The sequence below is a fragment of the Pontibacter sp. SGAir0037 genome, assembly GCF_005491705.1.
Classification (GTDB): domain Bacteria; phylum Bacteroidota; class Bacteroidia; order Cytophagales; family Hymenobacteraceae; genus Pontibacter.
On record NZ_CP028092.1, the window covers coordinates 4,274,542 to 4,292,005 of the forward strand.

Below are 17,464 nucleotides of genomic sequence, written 5' to 3' on the forward strand. Positions count from 1 at the left end.
GTATTAAAAACCTGAAAATCATGTTGCTGCGGCGGTTAAAAAAGTTATGGGGCTTGCTCAAGGAAACTACGCTTGAGTTTATTGATAATAATTCTTTTCAGAAGGGAGCAGCACTTTCTTACTATACCATTTTTGCTTTACCTCCGGTACTGATCATCATTATTAACCTGACCGGTTATTTTTTTAGTGAGCAGGCCGTTTCAGGTGAGATCTATTACCAGCTAAAAGAGCTTATAGGAACGGAGAGTGCTTATGAGGTACAAAAGATGGTGGAGAATGTAAATGCTTTTACCGATATTAACTTTGCCACTATTGTAAGTACTGTTACTCTCTTTATAGCAGCTACCGGTGCTTTTATTTCTATGCAAGATTCCCTTAACGAGATATGGTGCGTAAAACCTGTTCCGAAGCGGGGACTGCTGAAACTGGTGCTGGACAGGTTTTTGTCTTTTGGCATGATACTGGGCATTGCAGCGCTGGTAATAGTTTTTCTGCTTGCAAATGCTGTGTTGGTAGTGGTGGGTAATTTTCTGACAGCCCGTTTCTCTGGTTGGGTTGTGTATGTGCTGCATGTCTTTAACTTCTTTACGGTATTGGTTATCCTCACTTTTCTGTTTTCCTGTGTCTACAAATACCTGCCCGATGCCAAAATAAAATGGCGCGATGTATGGGTTGGGGGGCTGGTAACAGCACTGCTGTTTTCAATTGCCAGAAGTATTATAGGGTTTTACCTGGGTACAGCCGATGTGGGATCTATGTATGGCGCGGCAGGCTCTGTTATTGTTATTCTTACCTGGGTTTTTCTGGTGTCGCAGTTTATATTTTTTGGAGCCGTGTTCACTTTTGTGTATTCCAGAAAGTATGGGTTTAACATATACCCAGCTGATTATGCTGTGCGCATTGTAAGGCAGGAAATTGAAGTAGGTAAAACAGCTGTAAATAAAGAGCCTGGCAAGCATGCCCAGGAAGTATATGCGGATGAGGTTAAGGTAGATGAGCAGAAAGAGGAAAAAGGCAGGCTTTCGGCAGGAGAAAATATCTAGCTACTCTTCTGTTGGGCGGCTTTAAGTGCCCTGCCAAAGAGTAGCTAGCTGTTTACAAGGCGGCTATACAGGAAATCTCAACATTCACATCTTTAGGCAAACGGCTTACTTCTACTGTTTCTCGAGCTGGTGGATTGCTGGTAAAGTAGCTGCCGTAGGTTTCGTTTATTTTGCCAAAGTTGTTCAGGTCCTTTACAAAAATAGAGCACTTCAGCACGTTCTCGAATTCCATTCCCGCTTCTGATAAGATAGCTTTCAGGTTCTTCATAACTTGGTGTGTTTCCTCCTCTATAGTTCCGCCTACTAATTCGCCGCTTTGTGCATCCAAAGCAATTTGCCCGGATACGTAAAGTGTTCCGTTTATCATGGTTGCCTGGCTGTAGGGGCCTATTGGTGCCGGGGCATGAGGAGAGTTGATAATAGTATGTGCCATAATCCAGATTAAATTTAATGTTTATCTTTACTTCAAAGCTACAGAAATAAGTAATGAGACAAAAGGCAAAGCGTGCAGCGTGTCCGGTATTACAAGCCTTTCTGATGTTTTACCATCAACGGCGTCTGTCGCTAATTTTCAGTAAAGGGTTGTTTAAATAACGTTATGCAAGTAATCATTCTATCTGGTCCGGATATGGCCGCAGCATTTAAACTCAAGTTTCCGGAAGAGAATAGCGGCAACAGCTATACTTTTCTTCTGCCTGACGATGCTTCTGACGCGCTGCTGCAAAAGCCGGATGTTGTTTTTGATTTTCTGCTGCACGAACAGCCTGGCAGATTAATGAAGTACAGAAAAGAGCAGGTTGTTTTTTGTAATGTGGTTACTACACAGTTGGCAGCTTTGGCAAGGATGGTAAACCTGGAGCACTCGTGTACCCTTATTGGCTTTAATGGTTTGCCTACGCTGCTTAACCGCGACGTGCTGGAGGTAAGCTTACTGAAACCAGCAGATGAAGCCATTCTAAGCCATATCTGTAAAGCGTTAGGAACAGCTTATTTGCTTGTAGATGATCGTGTTGGTATGGTTACACCAAGGATCTTGTGCATGATTATAAATGAGGCCTGTTATACGTTGCAAGAAGGAACTGCGTCCGTTTCTGCCATAGATTCAGGAATGAAGTTAGGGACCAACTACCCGAAAGGTCCGTTTGAATGGGCAAACCAGATAGGAGTAAAAAATGTGTACGAAGTATTGCAGGCAGTATATGAAGATACCAAAGACGAGCGTTACAAGATATGCCCACTCTTGAAGACAATGTACCTAAAGGGTGAGCAATTCAGTATTGTATAAAAGAAAAGGGAGCCGAACGGCTCCCTTTTCTTTTATACAATACTGATGTTGTGCTATTACTCAACTGTAACAGATTTTGCCAGGTTGCGTGGCTGGTCAACGTTACAGCCTCTTAGCACAGCAATGTAGTAAGAAAGCAATTGTAATGGAATAACAGAAAGCAGTGGCACAAGATGTTCGCTTGTATCCGGTACTTCAATTACGAACTCTGCCATTGCAGGAATAACCGTGTCTCCTTCTGTTACAATAGCTATCACACGTCCTTTACGTGCTCTAACTTCCTGTATATTCGATACAACCTTCTCGTAAGAGCTGTCTTTTGTAGCAATAAATACAACCGGCATGTTCTCGTCTATCAGCGCGATCGGGCCGTGTTTCATTTCTGCGGCAGGGTATCCTTCTGCGTGAATGTAAGAGATCTCTTTCAGCTTAAGCGCACCCTCCAGCGCCACCGGGAAATTATAACCACGGCCCAGGTAGATGAAGTTTGTGGCATCTTTGAAGAGCTCAGCAATTTCCTGAATCTTTTTATCTTGTTGCAGGCATTGCTCTACTTTTGCTGGTATGTTTTCCAGCTCAACCATCAGCTGGTGTAGCTTGCTGGTTTCGATAGTGCCTCGTTTGCTGCCGATGAACATGGCAATCAGCGAAAGTACGGTAACTTGTGCTGTAAACGCTTTGGTACTGGCTACACCAATTTCCGGACCAGCATGCGTATAAGCGCCTGCATCTGTAGCACGGGCTATAGATGAACCTACTACGTTGCAAATCCCGAAAATAGTAGCGCCTTTAGATTTAGCCAGCTCCAGTGCTGCCAGTGTATCAGCTGTTTCGCCAGACTGGGAAATAGCTATTACTATATCCGACTCTTTAATAACAGGATTTCTGTAACGGAATTCTGAAGCGTATTCTACTTCAACCGGAATGCGAGCTAAGTCTTCTATCAAATATTCTGCTACAAGACCTGCATGCCACGAGGTACCGCAGGCTACAATTAATATTCTGTCGGCATTCACAAATTTGTTTTCGAACTCACGAAGGCCGCCCAGCATAAGCTGGTATTTTTCTGCTATTAACCTGCCACGCATACTATCCATGATAGAGCGGGGCTGCTCATAGATCTCCTTCAACATGAAGTGCTCATAGCCGCCTTTTTCTATCTGCTCCAGTGCCAGCTCCAGCTTGTGAATGTAAGGTGTCTGCTTCACATCCTCTATAGAGCGGATATCCAGTTCTCCATCTCTGATAACAGCTATCTCCAGGTCGTTCAGGTATACAACATCGTTGGTATACTCAATAATAGGAGTTGCATCAGAAGCTAAGAAGTATTCACCTTCTCCGATACCAACTACCAGCGGACTGCCTTTGCGTGCGGCTACCAATTGATTTGGAGAATCTTTGGCAAGAACTACAATCGCGTATGCTCCTACCACCTCATGTAAGGCCAGGCGTACAGCTTCCACCAGGTTACATTTATTCTGAATTCGAATTTCTTCAATCAAGTTGATGAATACTTCAGAATCAGTCTCACTTTTAAAGGTATGGCCTTTTTCAATGAGCAGCTTTTTTAAGCTGGCATAATTCTCAATAATACCATTGTGAATGATGGCCAGATTACCTGAAGTAGAATAGTGTGGGTGTGCATTTACATCGTTCGGTTCACCATGTGTGGCCCAACGTGTATGGCCCATGCCAATGTTACTGTGTACATCCTGCTCTGCCAGGAAGTTTTCAAGTTTGCTTACTTTGCCTTTTTTCTTGTATACATTCAGGTCTCCGTTTAATAGTGCTATTCCGGCACTATCATACCCTCTGTATTCTAAGCGTTTAAGGCCTTTGATAATGATTGGGCTGGCTTCTCTGTGCCCGACATATGCTACAATTCCACACATAATAATAGAATTTTTTTTAATACAATTAGGTACCCCTGTGCAAAGGTACCTAATTGTATTAATATAATAATAATTGCACTAAAATAATATTTTCTAATTTAGCTTAGAATAGTAGATAAGCAGCTTGGCAGGCTGTGTAGGCGTGTTGGTAATAATGGTTCTATATGGCAGAGGCTGTAAAGAAACAGTTAATGCTCCCTGCGTTGTAGACGAACTGGTTACAGAAGCCGCACCTACTAACAATTCATTATTAGGAACATCGCCCAGCATAAGAGCCTGCACATAAGAAGTAATATTAACGGTGTAAAGCTCTTTTTTAGCCGGTATAGAAAGCACAGCCGGGTAATTTGTAGAGGTTTGCAGGCTGTACCTGTCTCCCTGTACTGTAAGCTGCTCTCCATTTGTATTTCTTGCAATACGGTTGTTATTGTTGGTACGGTAAAGCACCAGCTGAGGCGGAGCTGTTAAATAGCCTGTGCGGGAGGCATCTTTTATAGGCAGCACAAGTTCAGCACGGTTAATGATAACGTTTCCTATCTGTTCTTTTAGTCTTGCCAGCTCAGGAATAACAACTTTTGTTAACAGGGCAGTATTTGCCTGAATATAGCTTTCTCCTCCTGTTTCAGATGCAGCAACAAAGTCTCCTTTGTTTTGAAGTGTTTCAACTGCTGTACCTGCTCTGTCTGCTACCACACGGTTAAAATACCTGACGTCGCTATAGTTAAACCGGAAGGTATATTTAAGAAGCTCTTCTGAGCCGTTCAATTTGTAGGTTAATGTAATTTTACTTGTGTCGGCTGCGTAGTTGAGAAAGAGCAGGTTAGAAGAAGTGCCATTGCTCGGCACTATAGCCAAACCTCGTACAAAATTGGCAAAGCTTTCCTGGCTTGCAAAAGTTCTCTGAGCCAGAATACTGTTGGCAAAATCCAGGTTAAGCGCAATTTTGATTTTATTCTCAGCCGATGTAGAATCTGTGCTGCTATTTGCCTTTTTTAGCATTTTAGGTGTGATAGTAGCTGTTCCTAGCGGTGTACTTTCGTAAGGCAGGGCAGAGTTTGTAAAATAAGAAGTTCTGTCGTTAAATCCTTCTGTGAGTCTGTGTACGCTAAGTGTTAAATTGTTGCTACCAGCATTGCCATAAACCCCTGAATAATCAAGCGTTAATTCCATAGATACCGCCTGGGCATTTACACCAAAAGTAAGGTCTGAACCGGCTATACCAAATTCAGTAAAAGCAGTAGACTTTACTGCACCAAGTGCGGGATCAGTATATTGGCCGATTAGTGGTATTTGCCGATAAGAAAGAATAGAGTCATTTAAAAGAACTGTACCTGTATTTACAGGAAGTTCTATAAAGGTTGTCCCTATCAGGTCTTCATCCTTTTGTAAATTAAGACCAATATCTGTCGGATCCTGACAGGCTGAAAAAGCGGCAATGGAAAAGAAGAAAAAGAGGAGTCTTCTAACGGCTGAGTTCATTATAAAGGTTATAGTAAGAATCAAGTAAGTTGTCGTCTGCGCTAACAGTGTTTATGCTTTTGGTGAGCATAAAGTCACTAAAGAGAGCGTTTATGTTTTCGCTGAAATCTTCGTTTGTTTTTATAACTGAGTCGGCATATTCCATACCTACCTTAATAAAGCTGTCTATGTCGGCAGATTGTAAGTTTGTAAGCATACTGTCATCTATATCCAACATCTTAACTTTTTCTACCAGGTCACCGAAAGAATGCTTATAGTTATGGTTATAAACCGTAAACATAGACTTTGCATCCTTAAAGATAGGGTCTTTCTTGTAAGTTGTTTTCAGGTACATAGGAATCAGGCCTGTCATCCAGTCGTTGCAGTGTACAATGTCAGGAGACCAGCCTAATTTTTTTACTGTTTCCAATACGCCTTTGCAGAAGAAAATAGCCCTTTCGTCATTGTCCTGGTGAAACTTATTATTTTTATCAACGAAAACGGATTTTCTGTGAAAATAGTCTTCGTTATCGATAAAATAAACCTGGAGTTTGGCATTTGGAATGGATGCAACCTTGATAACTAATGGTTTTTCATCATCTCCAACAGCAATATTGATGCCTGAAAGGCGTACAACTTCGTGTAAACGGTTCTTTCGTTCGTTAATAAGCCCAAACCTAGGAACGAAGATACGGATTTCCATGCCTCGCTCTTGCATCCCCTGCGGAAGAGTGTTCAGAAATTCTGCTACTTTCGTGGTTTGTAAGAAAGGATTAATTTCAGTGGCGGCGTATAATATTCGCAATTTTGACATGGTATGATATTAAAAATTAATAAGCAAGACTATGGGACGTGCAAAATTAGTATTTTTTTTTCTAATTTTCAATTTTATCTGCTATAACTTACATTTGCCGACTTTTACTATTTCTTAAAAGAAACCATTCATGGAAGTTATAACGCAGACCAGCATCCTGAAAGAACAGGTGCAGACCTTTCGCTGCAATGGACAGCAGATCGGGTTTGTACCTACAATGGGCGCACTGCATGAGGGGCATCTGCAACTATTGCGTGCCTCAAAAAAAGAAAATGATATTACCATCTGTAGTATCTTTGTTAACCCCACACAATTCAATAATCCTGACGATTATAAACTTTATCCGCGCACTTTAGAGCAGGATACAGCACTGCTTGAGCGTGTTGGCTGTGATCTTCTGTTTGCCCCAAATGCAGAGGAGGTATATCCTCAACAGTCTCTGCTGCAGTTTAGTTTCGGAAAATTAGAAGCAGTTATGGAGGGAGAGCATCGCCCCGGGCATTTTAACGGAGTAGCCACTGTGGTTAGCAAACTCTTTCATATTGTACAGCCGCATAAAGCCTATTTCGGGCAGAAGGACCTGCAGCAGGTAGCCATTATCCGGCAGCTGGTGTATGGGCTGAGCTTCGATCTGCAGCTGGTCTGTTACCCAACCGTGCGAGAGGAGAGTGGCCTGGCCATGTCGTCGCGCAACAAAAGGCTTACAGCGCAGCAGCGCGAACAGGCAGCACACTTATATAAGTCGCTGCAGCTGGCGCAAGAGTTGTTAAGAAAGCAACCTGTTTTTGTTATAAAAGACGAGGTAAAAGCTTATCTTCACCAGGTAGAAGGGATAAACCTGGAATATTTTGAAATAGCAGATGCGCTTACACTGCAGCCTGTAGAGCATTTGGAGCCTGGCTCCGGCAAAGAGGTGGCCTTATGTATGGCTGCTCATGTAGGCGAGGTGCGCTTAATAGATAATCTGTTGGTGAATTTATAATGGATGCAGGTTGTTTATGCTATAGCGTAAACAGGAGGCAAGCCGCTATAAAGCAGTTTTAGGCTTGATAGTTAATTTCCTGCTTATTCTATAAATTGCGCCTTTATTTCAAAAACAAACCATGTATATTGAGGTTTTAAAATCTAAAATTCACCGTTGTAAGGTTACGCAGGCGGAGTTACATTATGTAGGTAGCATCACCATTGACGAAGATTTGATGGATGCAGCTAATATAGTGGAGAATGAAAAAGTGCAGATTGTAAACATAAACAACGGTGAGCGCTTCGAAACATATGTTATTAAGGGTGAACGTGGCACAGGTACCGTTTGCCTGAACGGCCCGGCTGCACGGAAAGTACAGGTAGGCGATATTGTAATCGTTATCTCTTACTGCAGCATTAAGTTCGAAGACGCCAAAAACCATACCCCAACATTGGTATTCCCTGATCAGCACAACCGCCTGGTATAAGCCCGCACATGAAAAAGCTGCTTTCTGTTTTAAAGTATAGTTTACTTCTGGCTGTATCTGCATTTCTGATGTGGTACGCCTTAAAGGAGCTGGATTTTGAAAAACTGTGGGCAGAGCTTCAGAACGTAAATTACTTCTGGATTATACTATCGTTGCTGATGGGGGTGGCTGCCTACTTTAGCCGTGCCTACCGCTGGCAAATGCAATTAAAGACCGCTGATTACAGGCCTTCTTTAATTAACACGTACAATGCCATGATGGTAGGCTATGTGGCGAACCTGGTGCTGCCGCGAATGGGGGAGGTGGTGCGGTGCAGCGTACTTAAACGCACAAACGGCATACCTGTTAATACTGCTTTCGGTACGGTTATAGCAGAGCGCTTTATCGATACTGTCATGTTACTGGTGGCGCTGGGGCTTACTTTCCTGCTGGAGTTTGGCCGTTTACGAGACTTTTTCATTGGCCTTTTTCAGGATAAGTACAACAGCCTGGAGCAGAATTTCTCCTCTTTCTACCTGTTGGGGGCTATCCTTCTTATTTTGGTGTTCCTGTTTTTGGCAACAGGCGTGCTATATTTCAACAAGCTGAAAAAAAATGCTTTCTTTCTGAAAGTAGTTGCTTTTGTAAAAGGTATGCTGCAGGGAATTTTCAGTATTGCCAAACTCGAAAGCCAGAGCAGATTCTGGGCTCATACTGTTTTTGTATGGTTTATGTATTTTACCATGAGCTGGGTCGTTTTTTATGCTTTGCCTGGCACAGCACATCTTTCCTGGACGGCAGGCTTGTCAATCCTGGTTATCGGTAGCCTGGGAATGGCGGCGCCTGTACAGGGAGGCGTAGGTGTTTACCATCTGCTGGTGCAAACCACGCTTTTGCTGTATGGTGTTAGCAAAGAAGCCGGCATGGCTTATGCGCTGGTTGCCCATACTTCGCAAACACTTTTGGTTGTTCTGATGGGAGTGCTTAGCTTTATAGCAAGTATGGTAAAGCCTCCGGAAGCCGGGGCCGAGGCCACGCTAACCAGATCAGAAGTGCAACATGAAGTCGAGCGATAAAATCCTTTCTTTACCACAATTACAAAACCTGCTGGGCAGCTGGCGGAGCCAGGGCGAGAAGATAGTCTTCACCAATGGCTGCTTTGATCTGCTGCACCTGGGGCACGTGGACTATCTTGAAAAAGCCAGACAACTTGGCGATAAATTAGTGCTTGGGCTTAACACAGATGCCTCTATCAGCCGTATAAAAGGTTCTGATCGTCCGTTGCAGGACGAAATGTCACGCGCACGTGTTATGGCATCCTTATTGTTTATTGATGCAGTAGTGCTTTTCGACGAAGACACGCCGCTGGAGTTAATTAAGGCAGTGCAGCCTGATATACTTGTAAAAGGCGATGATTATTCAGTAGAAAATATTGTGGGGCACGAGGTCGTTATGGCCAGGGGAGGCGAAGTGAAAACAGTGCCTCTCGTAAAAGGGTACTCCACCACGAACATTGTGCGTAAGATAGAAAACCAAGTTAAACCTAATTAAACAAGTATAAAGATGCCTGGAATATATTTAATTGCAATTGTCTTCATGCTGTTAAGCATGTGGATCAGCTGGCGCTTAAAAAGCAAGTTTCAGAAGTACTCTCAGATTCCGTTGCAATCCGGCCTGACCGGCCGTGAGGTTGCCGAAATGATGTTGGCCGATAACGGCATCCATGATGTACGGGTTATATCTGTAGCCGGCCGTTTAACAGACCATTACAATCCTGCCGATAAAACGGTAAACCTAAGCGAATATGTGTATGAGGCACGAAGTGCAGCCGCTGCAGCTGTTGCGGCGCACGAGTGTGGGCACGCAGTGCAACACGCAAGAGCTTACGGTTTCTTGAAGTTCCGTTCGGCCATGGTGCCTGCGCTTAGCATTGCCTCGCGTTACATGCAGTGGATCATTCTGATCGGTATTCTGATGATACAGACAACCCCTATTCCGCTGGCCATTGGTGTTGCCTTATTTGCCTTAACCACCCTGTTCAGCTTTATTACACTGCCTGTAGAGTTCGATGCCAGTAAGCGAGCCCTGGCCTGGATTGGCAGCAATAATATTGTAAACAAGCAGGAATATGCTATGTCGAAGGATGCACTTAAATGGGCTGCCTTAACATATGTAGTAGCCGCGTTGGGTTCTTTAGCAACACTGCTGTACTATGTGTCGCTGCTGATGGGCCGCCGTGATTAACAACCTGTAGTTGGATATTCATTTGCAGAAAGCCACTTGCTTGTAAAAGCAAGTGGCTTTTTTTATGCAATGCCTGTAGCCATATAGTAATATAGCCGTATTGTAAATAAGCAGCCAATAATGTAGGCATGCATAACAAATTTTTATAAATTTGGAATAGCCAATTATTTATCTCCCTGGTGAGGTAAAGCATCGATCTAAAAGGACTACTAAACTAAAACTAAATTAAAGCATGAACTTTCAGTTAACAGAAGAACACCTGGCAGTACAGGCTGCCGCCCGTGAGTTTGCACAGACAGAGTTGTTGCCTGGCGTAATTGAGCGCGACGAACATCAGAAATTCCCTGCTGAGCAAATCAGGAAAATGGGAGAGTTGGGTTTTATGGGAATGATGGTTGACCCTAAGTATAATGGAGGAGGTATGGATACCGTAGCCTATGTGCTTGCGATGGAAGAAATCTCCAAAGTAGATGCTTCTGCTTCTGTAGTTATGTCTGTTAACAACTCTTTAGTTTGCTGGGGCCTGGAGAAGTATGGTAACGAAGAGCAGAAACAAAAATACTTGCCACGCCTGGCAACAGGAGAAATAATAGGTGCTTTCTGCTTGTCTGAGCCTGAGGCTGGCTCAGATGCTACTTCACAGAGAACCACAGCCGAGGATAAAGGAGATTACTACCTGCTGAACGGTACAAAAAACTGGATTACCAACGGCAGTACAGCTTCGGTATATATAGTAATTGCACAGACAAACCCTGAGAAAGGACACAGAGGTATTAATGCCCTTATTGTAGAGCGGGATATGGAGGGCTTCGTGGTAGGGCCAAAAGAAAACAAATTAGGTATACGAGGTTCTGATACACATTCGTTAATGTTTACAGATGTGAAGGTGCCTAAAGAAAACCGCATCGGGGAAGATGGCTTCGGGTTTAAGTTTGCAATGTCTACGTTAAGCGGTGGGCGCATTGGTATTGCGTCACAGGCTTTGGGCATTGCCTCAGGGGCTTACGAACTGGCGCTGAAGTATTCAAAGGAACGTAAAGCATTTGGCGTGGAAATTTCCAAGCACCAGGCAATACAGTTTAAACTGGCTGAGATGGCCACTAACATAGAATCAGCACGTTTACTATGCCTGCAGGCGGCTTTCCATAAAGATACGCATCAGGATTATACAAAATCGGGTGCTATGGCGAAGTTGTTTGCCTCAAAAGTGGCAATGGATACAACGGTAGAAGCCGTGCAGATTCATGGTGGTTACGGATTCGTAAAAGAGTACCATGTTGAGCGTTTAATGCGCGATGCTAAAATTACACAAATTTACGAGGGTACATCAGAGATACAAAAAATAGTAATTTCGAGAGAATTACTTAAGTAAAAAATGCTATAAATCTTTGTTTCTGTGTGTGTTAAGTCTTGTATATAGATTTCTGAATTAAAATTTAATTTTTAAAAATAATTTGAATTTTATAAAGATTAATCTTAGCTTTAGGCCAAAATTAAACGCTTTGTAGTATAAAAGTTAGTGGGTAACATACATGGAAGATTACAATAAGATTATTGAATCGCTAGGGGTTAGGTTCATTAAGGCTAAGAATCTGGTGTTGCAGCAGCCCTTTACGGTTCGCAACTACTATGACGTCGGCAACAATTTAATCCTTTTGCATAAAGGCAGCATTTTCTTTGGTGATGAAGAGCAGATGGTAGAAGAAGGAGAACTGCTTTTTATACCTGGTGGCCGTAGTGCAAAGGTAAGGTATGGCGCCAACGATGGGAAAACGATCTCTAACGATGATTTAATCACCAACAGAGAGAAGTTTTTCAGAAGCAATAACGACCTGGATCTGATAGGCGATGCTGAAGAGAGCCACAGTTATGTGAGCTTTGAGGCAAAAGTATTTGATTCAGTAAACTTCTTCGCTTCTCTTGATGTGCCTGCGTTCCTGATTTCTGGTAACAACAAATTAGCGAACCTGGTTATTAAGGTTGTAGAGGAAAGCATGCAGGATTTGCCAGGTAAAGAGCGCCTCATCAACATTTACACAGAAAATATTGTGGTGGAGATTGTTCGCCATATCCTGCGTAACAGAATGTTTGTGGAGCAGCTGGCTACCAACAGCACTTACTTTAAAGATCCGCGCCTTATCGACCTGTTCAATTATATTAAGGAGAACCTGGGTGGCGATCTGTCTAATAAAGTGCTTTCAAATGTTGCCAACGTTTCAGAAGACTATGTAGGGCAGTATTTCAAAATGCTGACAGGTATCAATCCTCAGGATTATATTGAATACCAGCGAATGGAGCGTGCTGTGTTCCTGCTGCGCACTACCAAGAAGAGCATCCGTGAGATTGGCAAAGACGTAGGCTACAAAGATACCGCTTACTTCTGTCGTCGCTTTAAGATGATGTTTGGTATACCAGCTGGTAAGATGCGTCGCCGCGAATCAGCGATGAACATCTAAGGCTACATTGTAAGAAGCAACAAGATGAGAAACCTCAGCTAAAAAGCTGGGGTTTTTTTCTATGTGGTTGCCAACTACAATTACATCGGCTCCTGCATCTAAAACAACCTTTGCCTTCTCTGTGGTGTTAATGCCTCCACCAATAATAACAGGTATATCAACCGCTTCCTTCACAGCGGAAATCATTTCAGCGCTGATCGGTTTCTGAGCACCACTGCCACCGTCCATGTAGATGTAGCGGAGGCCCAGTTGTTCCCCGGCCATGGCGGTACAGGCAGCAATGGTAGGCTTATCGTAAGGAATGGGTGTGGTTCCGCTCATGTAGGAGGCGGTTGTCTGGCGGCCGGAGTCAACAAGCATGTAGCCCGTCGGGAATATTTTAAGCTTACTGGTTTTAAGAATCGGTGCAGAAATAACGTGCTGGCCAATCAGCAGGTCGGGGTTGCGGCCCGATATCAGAGATAGAAGCAAAATTCCGTCAGCGTCTTTATCAATATGCAAACTGCTGCTTGGGAAAAGGATGATCGGAGTGTTGCTGTTTGCTTTGATAAGCTGTATAAGAGCAGCCTGGTAACTGGAGGTAACAAGGCTGCCCCCGATAAAGAAAAAGTCAATTGGATTTATTTCACTAAGAGAGAGCAGGTTCAAGCAGGCCGCCTCATCAAGGTTATCAGGGTCTAATAATACGGCAAAAAACTTCCTGCCTGGGTGTAGCTGCTCTGGTTGGCAAAATTCTTTAAAGGGCATCCTTTTCTGGATAAATGTACTCAGTTGTTTCTATTTCTGTGACCTCTATGGGTTGTTGAGTAGCAATATCGTTATTATTTGGGATACTTTTTAAATATTCTTCTACCTTTTTTGTAATGTACACCATTAAAAGAGCCGCCAATTGGTGAGTGATCATCTGTGCCAATTCGGAACTGAGAAACCCTTTTGCTATAGCGGTAGACTCTGGCTGCCGTGCCTGCACATGGTGATGCATGCGCTCCGACGACACGGTATAGCCATCTTCCTGCTCATGCAAAAGAGAGTTATAGTTAACAACGCTTGAAGAGACCTCGGAGCTATTGCTGTGACTGATTTGCAGAGGACTGGCGGCTTTTTTTAGCTTTTTGCTTTTTTTTTTACTCCCGCCAAACATGCGACGAAGTAAAAGGCCTGCTACCAGAATACCACCGGCTATCGCTACCTTTTTGCCAATTTCCTGCGACTGTGTTTTTATCTGCTCCACATCTCCCATGAGAGCTTTCTTGTATTCTTCTTTCTGGCGCTCCAGGAAATCTCTTTGATTGTCGAAAAGTGGGTTGTTTGCCTCGCTCATATAGAATTATCTCGTTTATCTTTTTTATATATCGTGTTATCAAACGTTTTATCTGCCAGACTGTTAAATGCTTTTTTATCAAGCCCCACCACCAGTATCACTAACAGTATAATATAGAATAAAGCTACAATGCCAAAGCCCCAGAAAGAGCTGTCAAGCAGGTGGTTTAGCAGCAGCCCTATAAAGATGTTCACAAATATAAGGCTCATGAAGGCTGCAAAACCCAGTAAAACACCATGAATGGTACTTACAAAAGCAGCTTTAAGTTTTTCCTGGATCTCTAATCGGATAATATCAATACGGGTATCAATGTACCCCATCAGGTTTTCGATAAGATTGGGGTTTTTCTCCCGGGTTCCGTTGTCTTGGTTTACCATAGTTCTTAGCTTTATTTTGCTTTTAGTATATACGATTGTAGCTCTAAAAATTTACGTAAAGTAAAGTATGCTAAAAATGTAGTACGGGAATTAAGAGTTTTTTGTACGAACTTAACTAAATTTAAAGCTAACTGTTTTAGTAATTTATCTTTTTGGAAAAGAATTTCTATACAATTTTAGGCGTAAGCCAGCAAGCTTCGCAGCAGGATATTAAGCAAGCCTATAAGAAGCTCGCAGTACAATATCACCCTGATAAGAACCCTGGAAACCTGTATGCCGAAGAGCAATTTAAATTAGTAAATGCCGCCTATCAAACGCTTTCGGATCCAACAAAAAGAGCCCGGTACGATTTAAGGCTTTTATACCTGAGCGAACAGCAGCAGGTAATGCAGCAGCAACAGCCTTATTACAATCCGCGCTATCGCCAGACCAGGCCGCCTGCGCCTGTTTCGGAACGTTATTACCGTACTATGCCAAAGCGCGAAGAGAGACGTTTTGTGCGAAAGGACCTGTACATCACGCTTGGCTTCATGGCATTTATGCTCATCTTTAGCCTTCTGCTGAAAGCCACCATGGACCATATAACCGGAGAAGATAAGTACAAAACCGCTCTGAGTTATATTGCAGATGGCAAATACAGCAGTGCGCACAGCATGCTAACGGAAACCATTCACTTTAAACCCAAGCATGCTGAGGCTTACAGAGTCAGGGCTGGCATTGAGATGGATGTTTACGAAAATTATGTGGCAGCTGTAAAAGACCTGAATCAGGTTGTAAGCCTGGAAGAAACAGCACAGGCTGAAACGTATTATATGCGCGGCAAATGTTATCTGAAGCTTTCGCAGTTCAGGCTGGCTGAGCAGGACCTGACGCAGGCACTCTCTTTGGATAGCACTTTGTTTGCGGCTTATCTGGAACGTGGAGAGACCCGTTTGTTTCACCTGCAACAGTACAATAAAGCGATTGCCGATTTTAACGCTTTCTTACGGCATAGTGCAGGTGGTGAGAGGTGGGCAACAGCGCTCACCTTCAGAGGTTTTGGCTTTTATAAAAAAGGTAATTACAGGCAATCAGCGGCAGATTATAAACAGGTTCTGGAAGCAGATGCCACCAATGGCCGTGTCTACTACCTGTTAGCCCGTACTGAGCAAGCTCAGCATCAGACGGAGGCGGCTTGTCATCATCTCAGAGAAGCGTATAGGTTAGGCTATAGTGCTGCAATTCTGGAGCTGAAGGCAAGTTGTAAGTAGTCAGCTAAAGCCGGTGAAGCGTTTCTGCGATCTCCTTATTATTAAAAGGAGAGTTAGCCAACTAAGAGCCAGTGTGATGTTCTATGGTTCGCGAAGGCACAAAAGTTGAATGTGAATCTGAAAATAAAACTTTTTAGAACTGAAAAAGTAATGCTAGAAGGATAGCGTATGTTAAATAGGTATAAGGTTTACGCTTGCAGCTTCTAAAACAAAAAACCCTTGCCATTTCTGACAAGGGTTTCCAGTGGTGATGAGTGGAATCGAACCACCGACACAAGGATTTTCAGTCCTTTGCTCTACCAACTGAGCTACATCACCAGCTCTGTTGTGTGTCCCTCTTCCGTAAGGGTATGCAAAAGTAGTAACTAACTTTGAAGTTGCAAACATTCTTGCAAAAAATATTTAAAAAAATTGCCTGAGGGCCTTTATTCCTATTATTCTGCTATCTTTAACTTAAAATAGTATGTATAACGAATACTTTTGCCGTGATTCAACTTGAGAATATTATCTTCCTGATTGTGGCTGGTTTAGGTATCGGCCTGTTTGTGTGGCAGATACAGAAAATCAGAAAAAACATCCTGCTGGGGCGCGATCTTGATCTGACAGATAATCCATCGGAGCGCATTAATAAAACTTTATTGGTGGCATTCGGGCAGCAGAAAATGTTTAAGCGCATGCTGCCGGCTTTGCTTCACCTGGTGGTATACATTGGCTTTATTGTTATCAATGTAGAGGTAATCGAAATCCTGATAGATGGCGTTTTTGGAACGCATCGTGTGCTGGGTTTTCTGGGGCCGGTTTACAGTGCCCTGATGTTTATCAACGAAATCTTAGCAGCGCTGGTAATTGTGGCGTGTGCCATGTTTCTGTGGAGGCGCAATGTAACCAAAGTGCCGCGCCTGGCGAAAGGGGTTGAAATGCGTGCCTGGCCGAAAATGGATGCTAATACTATTCTGGTAATAGAAATCGTGCTGATGCTGGCACTCTTTACCTTTAATATTGCAGGCTTAAAGCTGGTAGAGTTGCAGGGTGGAGAAGCCGCAGGAGTATACCCGATTAGCCAATCCTTGATTAACCTGTTTGGCGATAACCCGCAAACACTGCACCTGATCGAACGTGTGGGCTGGTGGCTACACATTATAGGTATCTTGGCATTTATGAATTACTTGCCAAGCTCCAAGCACTTCCATATTATTATGGCCTTCCCGAATGTATACTACTCTAAGCTGCTGCCCCGAGGCAAGTTTACTACAAACCCGGCTATTACACATGAAATAAAGGCTATGCTGGACCCGAGTTACCAGCCACCTGCTCCGGAAACCGATGCAGAAGGTAACCCTGTAATCCAGCGCTTCGGAGCTAAGGACGTGGAAGATCTCACCTGGAAGCAGCTCATGGATGCTTATACCTGTACGGAATGCGGCCGCTGTACCTCTGTATGCCCGGCCAATATTACAGGCAAACTTCTTTCGCCTCGTAAGATTGTAATGGATACCCGCGACAGAATGGAAGAAAAGGGTGAATCGCCTGTTATCTATGATCCTGCCCGATATGGAAAGGATGAGGGGACTGAGCGTGTAAAGGTAACAGAAGAAAATACTTTGTTGCGTGGCTATATTACACCGGAAGAACTTTGGGCCTGCACTACTTGTAATGCCTGCACCGAGTCCTGCCCGGTCAATATAGATCAGGTTTCTACCATCATGGACCTGCGCCGTTACCTGGTGCTGGAAGAATCAGCTGCTCCGGCCTCGCTTAACGCCATGTTCACCAACATAGAAAACAATGGTGCACCTTGGGCTTTCCCGGCTGCCGACCGCTTTAACTGGGCAGAAGATATTTATGTGCCTTCAAAAAATTAGATACAAGATATAAGATACAAGACAACATAATA

The 17,464-nt window shown here is 43.5% G+C and carries 18 protein-coding genes and 1 tRNA gene; 11 read left to right on the plus strand and 8 right to left on the minus strand.

Going from position 1 to position 17,464, the window contains the following annotated elements; translation table 11 throughout:
• The first annotated feature begins 53 nt into the window (after nucleotides 1-53).
• Nucleotides 54-1,043 carry a YihY/virulence factor BrkB family protein gene (locus tag C1N53_RS17650; protein ID WP_240773261.1) on the plus strand — a complete coding sequence of 330 codons (990 nt, stop codon included), beginning with the start codon at nucleotides 54-56 and terminating at the stop codon, nucleotides 1,041-1,043.
• Between the two features lie 52 nt (nucleotides 1,044-1,095).
• Here the strand turns inward: C1N53_RS17650 and C1N53_RS17655 are convergent, their stop codons facing one another.
• A complete protein-coding gene (locus C1N53_RS17655; RefSeq protein WP_137760574.1) occupies nucleotides 1,096-1,476 on the minus strand; it encodes a RidA family protein in 381 nt (126 codons plus the stop codon).
• A gap of 165 nt (nucleotides 1,477-1,641) precedes the next feature.
• Here C1N53_RS17655 and C1N53_RS17660 point away from each other — a divergent pair, with 165 nt between their 5' ends.
• Nucleotides 1,642-2,328 (plus strand): 3-hydroxyacyl-CoA dehydrogenase family protein, encoded by a 687-nt coding sequence (locus tag C1N53_RS17660; RefSeq protein WP_137760575.1) that lies wholly within the window; start codon nucleotides 1,642-1,644, stop codon nucleotides 2,326-2,328.
• A gap of 56 nt (nucleotides 2,329-2,384) precedes the next feature.
• Here C1N53_RS17660 and glmS read toward each other — a convergent pair whose 3' ends face one another.
• The 3 genes from glmS to C1N53_RS17675 all read right to left on the minus strand — a co-directional run bounded on the left by glmS (nucleotide 2,385) and on the right by C1N53_RS17675 (nucleotide 6,492).
• Nucleotides 2,385-4,220 (minus strand): glutamine--fructose-6-phosphate transaminase (isomerizing), encoded by a 1,836-nt coding sequence (glmS, locus tag C1N53_RS17665; protein WP_137760576.1) that lies wholly within the window; start codon nucleotides 4,218-4,220, stop codon nucleotides 2,385-2,387.
• 93 nt (nucleotides 4,221-4,313) lie between these two features.
• Nucleotides 4,314-5,699 carry a DUF4270 family protein gene (locus tag C1N53_RS17670; RefSeq protein ID WP_137760577.1) on the minus strand — a complete coding sequence of 462 codons (1,386 nt, stop codon included), beginning with the start codon at nucleotides 5,697-5,699 and terminating at the stop codon, nucleotides 4,314-4,316.
• A complete protein-coding gene (locus tag C1N53_RS17675; RefSeq protein WP_137760578.1) occupies nucleotides 5,683-6,492 on the minus strand; it encodes a glycogen/starch synthase in 810 nt (269 codons plus the stop codon). Before C1N53_RS17675 ends, C1N53_RS17670 begins: the two co-directional genes overlap by 17 nt.
• 130 nt (nucleotides 6,493-6,622) lie before the next feature.
• On the opposite strand from C1N53_RS17675, the gene panC reads away from it, so the two are divergent.
• The 7 genes from panC to C1N53_RS17710 all read left to right on the plus strand — a co-directional run bounded on the left by panC (nucleotide 6,623) and on the right by C1N53_RS17710 (nucleotide 12,622).
• On the plus strand, nucleotides 6,623-7,474 hold the full coding sequence (gene panC, locus C1N53_RS17680) for a pantoate--beta-alanine ligase (protein ID WP_137760579.1): 852 nt from the start codon (nucleotides 6,623-6,625) through the stop codon (nucleotides 7,472-7,474).
• A 121-nt stretch (nucleotides 7,475-7,595) separates the two neighbouring features.
• The gene (panD, locus tag C1N53_RS17685) at nucleotides 7,596-7,943 is read left to right on the plus strand and encodes an aspartate 1-decarboxylase (protein WP_137760580.1); all 348 of its coding nucleotides are present in this window, start codon (nucleotides 7,596-7,598) and stop codon (nucleotides 7,941-7,943) included.
• An 8-nt stretch (nucleotides 7,944-7,951) separates the two neighbouring features.
• Nucleotides 7,952-8,998, plus strand: a complete 1,047-nt coding sequence (locus tag C1N53_RS17690) for a lysylphosphatidylglycerol synthase transmembrane domain-containing protein (RefSeq protein WP_137760581.1) — start codon at nucleotides 7,952-7,954, stop codon at nucleotides 8,996-8,998.
• Nucleotides 8,982-9,473 (plus strand): D-glycero-beta-D-manno-heptose 1-phosphate adenylyltransferase, encoded by a 492-nt coding sequence (gene rfaE2 / locus C1N53_RS17695; RefSeq protein ID WP_137760582.1) that lies wholly within the window; start codon nucleotides 8,982-8,984, stop codon nucleotides 9,471-9,473. Before C1N53_RS17690 ends, rfaE2 begins: the two co-directional genes overlap by 17 nt.
• Nucleotides 9,474-9,485: 12 nt before the next feature.
• The gene (locus C1N53_RS17700; RefSeq protein WP_137760583.1) at nucleotides 9,486-10,166 is read left to right on the plus strand and encodes a zinc metallopeptidase; all 681 of its coding nucleotides are present in this window, start codon (nucleotides 9,486-9,488) and stop codon (nucleotides 10,164-10,166) included.
• A 232-nt stretch (nucleotides 10,167-10,398) separates the two neighbouring features.
• Complete coding sequence (locus C1N53_RS17705; RefSeq protein WP_137760584.1) at nucleotides 10,399-11,538, plus strand: acyl-CoA dehydrogenase; 1,140 nt, start codon at nucleotides 10,399-10,401, stop codon at nucleotides 11,536-11,538.
• 160 nt (nucleotides 11,539-11,698) lie between these two features.
• Nucleotides 11,699-12,622 carry a helix-turn-helix domain-containing protein gene (locus tag C1N53_RS17710; protein WP_137760585.1) on the plus strand — a complete coding sequence of 308 codons (924 nt, stop codon included), beginning with the start codon at nucleotides 11,699-11,701 and terminating at the stop codon, nucleotides 12,620-12,622.
• Here C1N53_RS17710 and C1N53_RS17715 read toward each other — a convergent pair.
• From C1N53_RS17715 to C1N53_RS17725, 3 genes are read right to left on the minus strand one after another with little or no spacing between them, the layout of a single operon-like run.
• The gene (locus C1N53_RS17715) at nucleotides 12,605-13,369 is read right to left on the minus strand and encodes a geranylgeranylglyceryl/heptaprenylglyceryl phosphate synthase (protein ID WP_137760586.1); all 765 of its coding nucleotides are present in this window, start codon (nucleotides 13,367-13,369) and stop codon (nucleotides 12,605-12,607) included. The two genes, C1N53_RS17710 and C1N53_RS17715, sit on opposite strands and share 18 nt — an antisense overlap.
• The gene (locus tag C1N53_RS17720; protein ID WP_137760587.1) at nucleotides 13,359-13,943 is read right to left on the minus strand and encodes a hypothetical protein; all 585 of its coding nucleotides are present in this window, start codon (nucleotides 13,941-13,943) and stop codon (nucleotides 13,359-13,361) included. Before C1N53_RS17720 ends, C1N53_RS17715 begins: the two co-directional genes overlap by 11 nt.
• Nucleotides 13,940-14,320 (minus strand): phage holin family protein, encoded by a 381-nt coding sequence (locus tag C1N53_RS17725; protein WP_137760588.1) that lies wholly within the window; start codon nucleotides 14,318-14,320, stop codon nucleotides 13,940-13,942. Before C1N53_RS17725 ends, C1N53_RS17720 begins: the two co-directional genes overlap by 4 nt.
• 152 nt (nucleotides 14,321-14,472) lie before the next feature.
• Between C1N53_RS17725 and C1N53_RS17730 the strand changes: the two genes are divergently transcribed.
• A complete protein-coding gene (locus C1N53_RS17730; protein ID WP_137760589.1) occupies nucleotides 14,473-15,570 on the plus strand; it encodes a DnaJ domain-containing protein in 1,098 nt (365 codons plus the stop codon).
• Nucleotides 15,571-15,815: 245 nt separating this feature from the next.
• Here C1N53_RS17730 and C1N53_RS17735 read toward each other — a convergent pair.
• Nucleotides 15,816-15,888, minus strand: a tRNA-Phe gene (locus tag C1N53_RS17735).
• Nucleotides 15,889-16,055: 167 nt separating this feature from the next.
• On the opposite strand from C1N53_RS17735, the gene C1N53_RS17740 reads away from it, so the two are divergent.
• Entirely contained in the window at nucleotides 16,056-17,432 is a 1,377-nt protein-coding gene (locus C1N53_RS17740; protein WP_137760590.1) for a (Fe-S)-binding protein, read from the plus strand.
• Nucleotides 17,433-17,464 lie beyond the last annotated feature (32 nt).

Bases quoted from the DNA above. Each gene is read 5' to 3' on its own strand.
- rfaE2 (WP_137760582.1), top strand. From the start codon at position 8,982: ATGAAGTCGAGCGATAAAATCCTTTCTTTACCACAATTACAAAACCTG.
- C1N53_RS17675 (WP_137760578.1), bottom strand. From the start codon at position 6,492: ATGTCAAAATTGCGAATATTATACGCCGCCACTGAAATTAATCCTTTC.
- C1N53_RS17715 (WP_137760586.1), bottom strand. From the start codon at position 13,369: ATGCCCTTTAAAGAATTTTGCCAACCAGAGCAGCTACACCCAGGCAGG.
- C1N53_RS17710 (WP_137760585.1), top strand. From the start codon at position 11,699: ATGGAAGATTACAATAAGATTATTGAATCGCTAGGGGTTAGGTTCATT.
- C1N53_RS17660 (WP_137760575.1), top strand. From the start codon at position 1,642: ATGCAAGTAATCATTCTATCTGGTCCGGATATGGCCGCAGCATTTAAA.
- C1N53_RS17655 (WP_137760574.1), bottom strand. From the start codon at position 1,476: ATGGCACATACTATTATCAACTCTCCTCATGCCCCGGCACCAATAGGC.
- glmS (WP_137760576.1), bottom strand. From the start codon at position 4,220: ATGTGTGGAATTGTAGCATATGTCGGGCACAGAGAAGCCAGCCCAATC.
- C1N53_RS17725 (WP_137760588.1), bottom strand. From the start codon at position 14,320: ATGGTAAACCAAGACAACGGAACCCGGGAGAAAAACCCCAATCTTATC.
- C1N53_RS17690 (WP_137760581.1), top strand. From the start codon at position 7,952: ATGAAAAAGCTGCTTTCTGTTTTAAAGTATAGTTTACTTCTGGCTGTA.
- panD (WP_137760580.1), top strand. From the start codon at position 7,596: ATGTATATTGAGGTTTTAAAATCTAAAATTCACCGTTGTAAGGTTACG.
- C1N53_RS17705 (WP_137760584.1), top strand. From the start codon at position 10,399: ATGAACTTTCAGTTAACAGAAGAACACCTGGCAGTACAGGCTGCCGCC.
- C1N53_RS17720 (WP_137760587.1), bottom strand. From the start codon at position 13,943: ATGAGCGAGGCAAACAACCCACTTTTCGACAATCAAAGAGATTTCCTG.
- C1N53_RS17700 (WP_137760583.1), top strand. From the start codon at position 9,486: ATGCCTGGAATATATTTAATTGCAATTGTCTTCATGCTGTTAAGCATG.
- C1N53_RS17670 (WP_137760577.1), bottom strand. From the start codon at position 5,699: ATGAACTCAGCCGTTAGAAGACTCCTCTTTTTCTTCTTTTCCATTGCC.
- panC (WP_137760579.1), top strand. From the start codon at position 6,623: ATGGAAGTTATAACGCAGACCAGCATCCTGAAAGAACAGGTGCAGACC.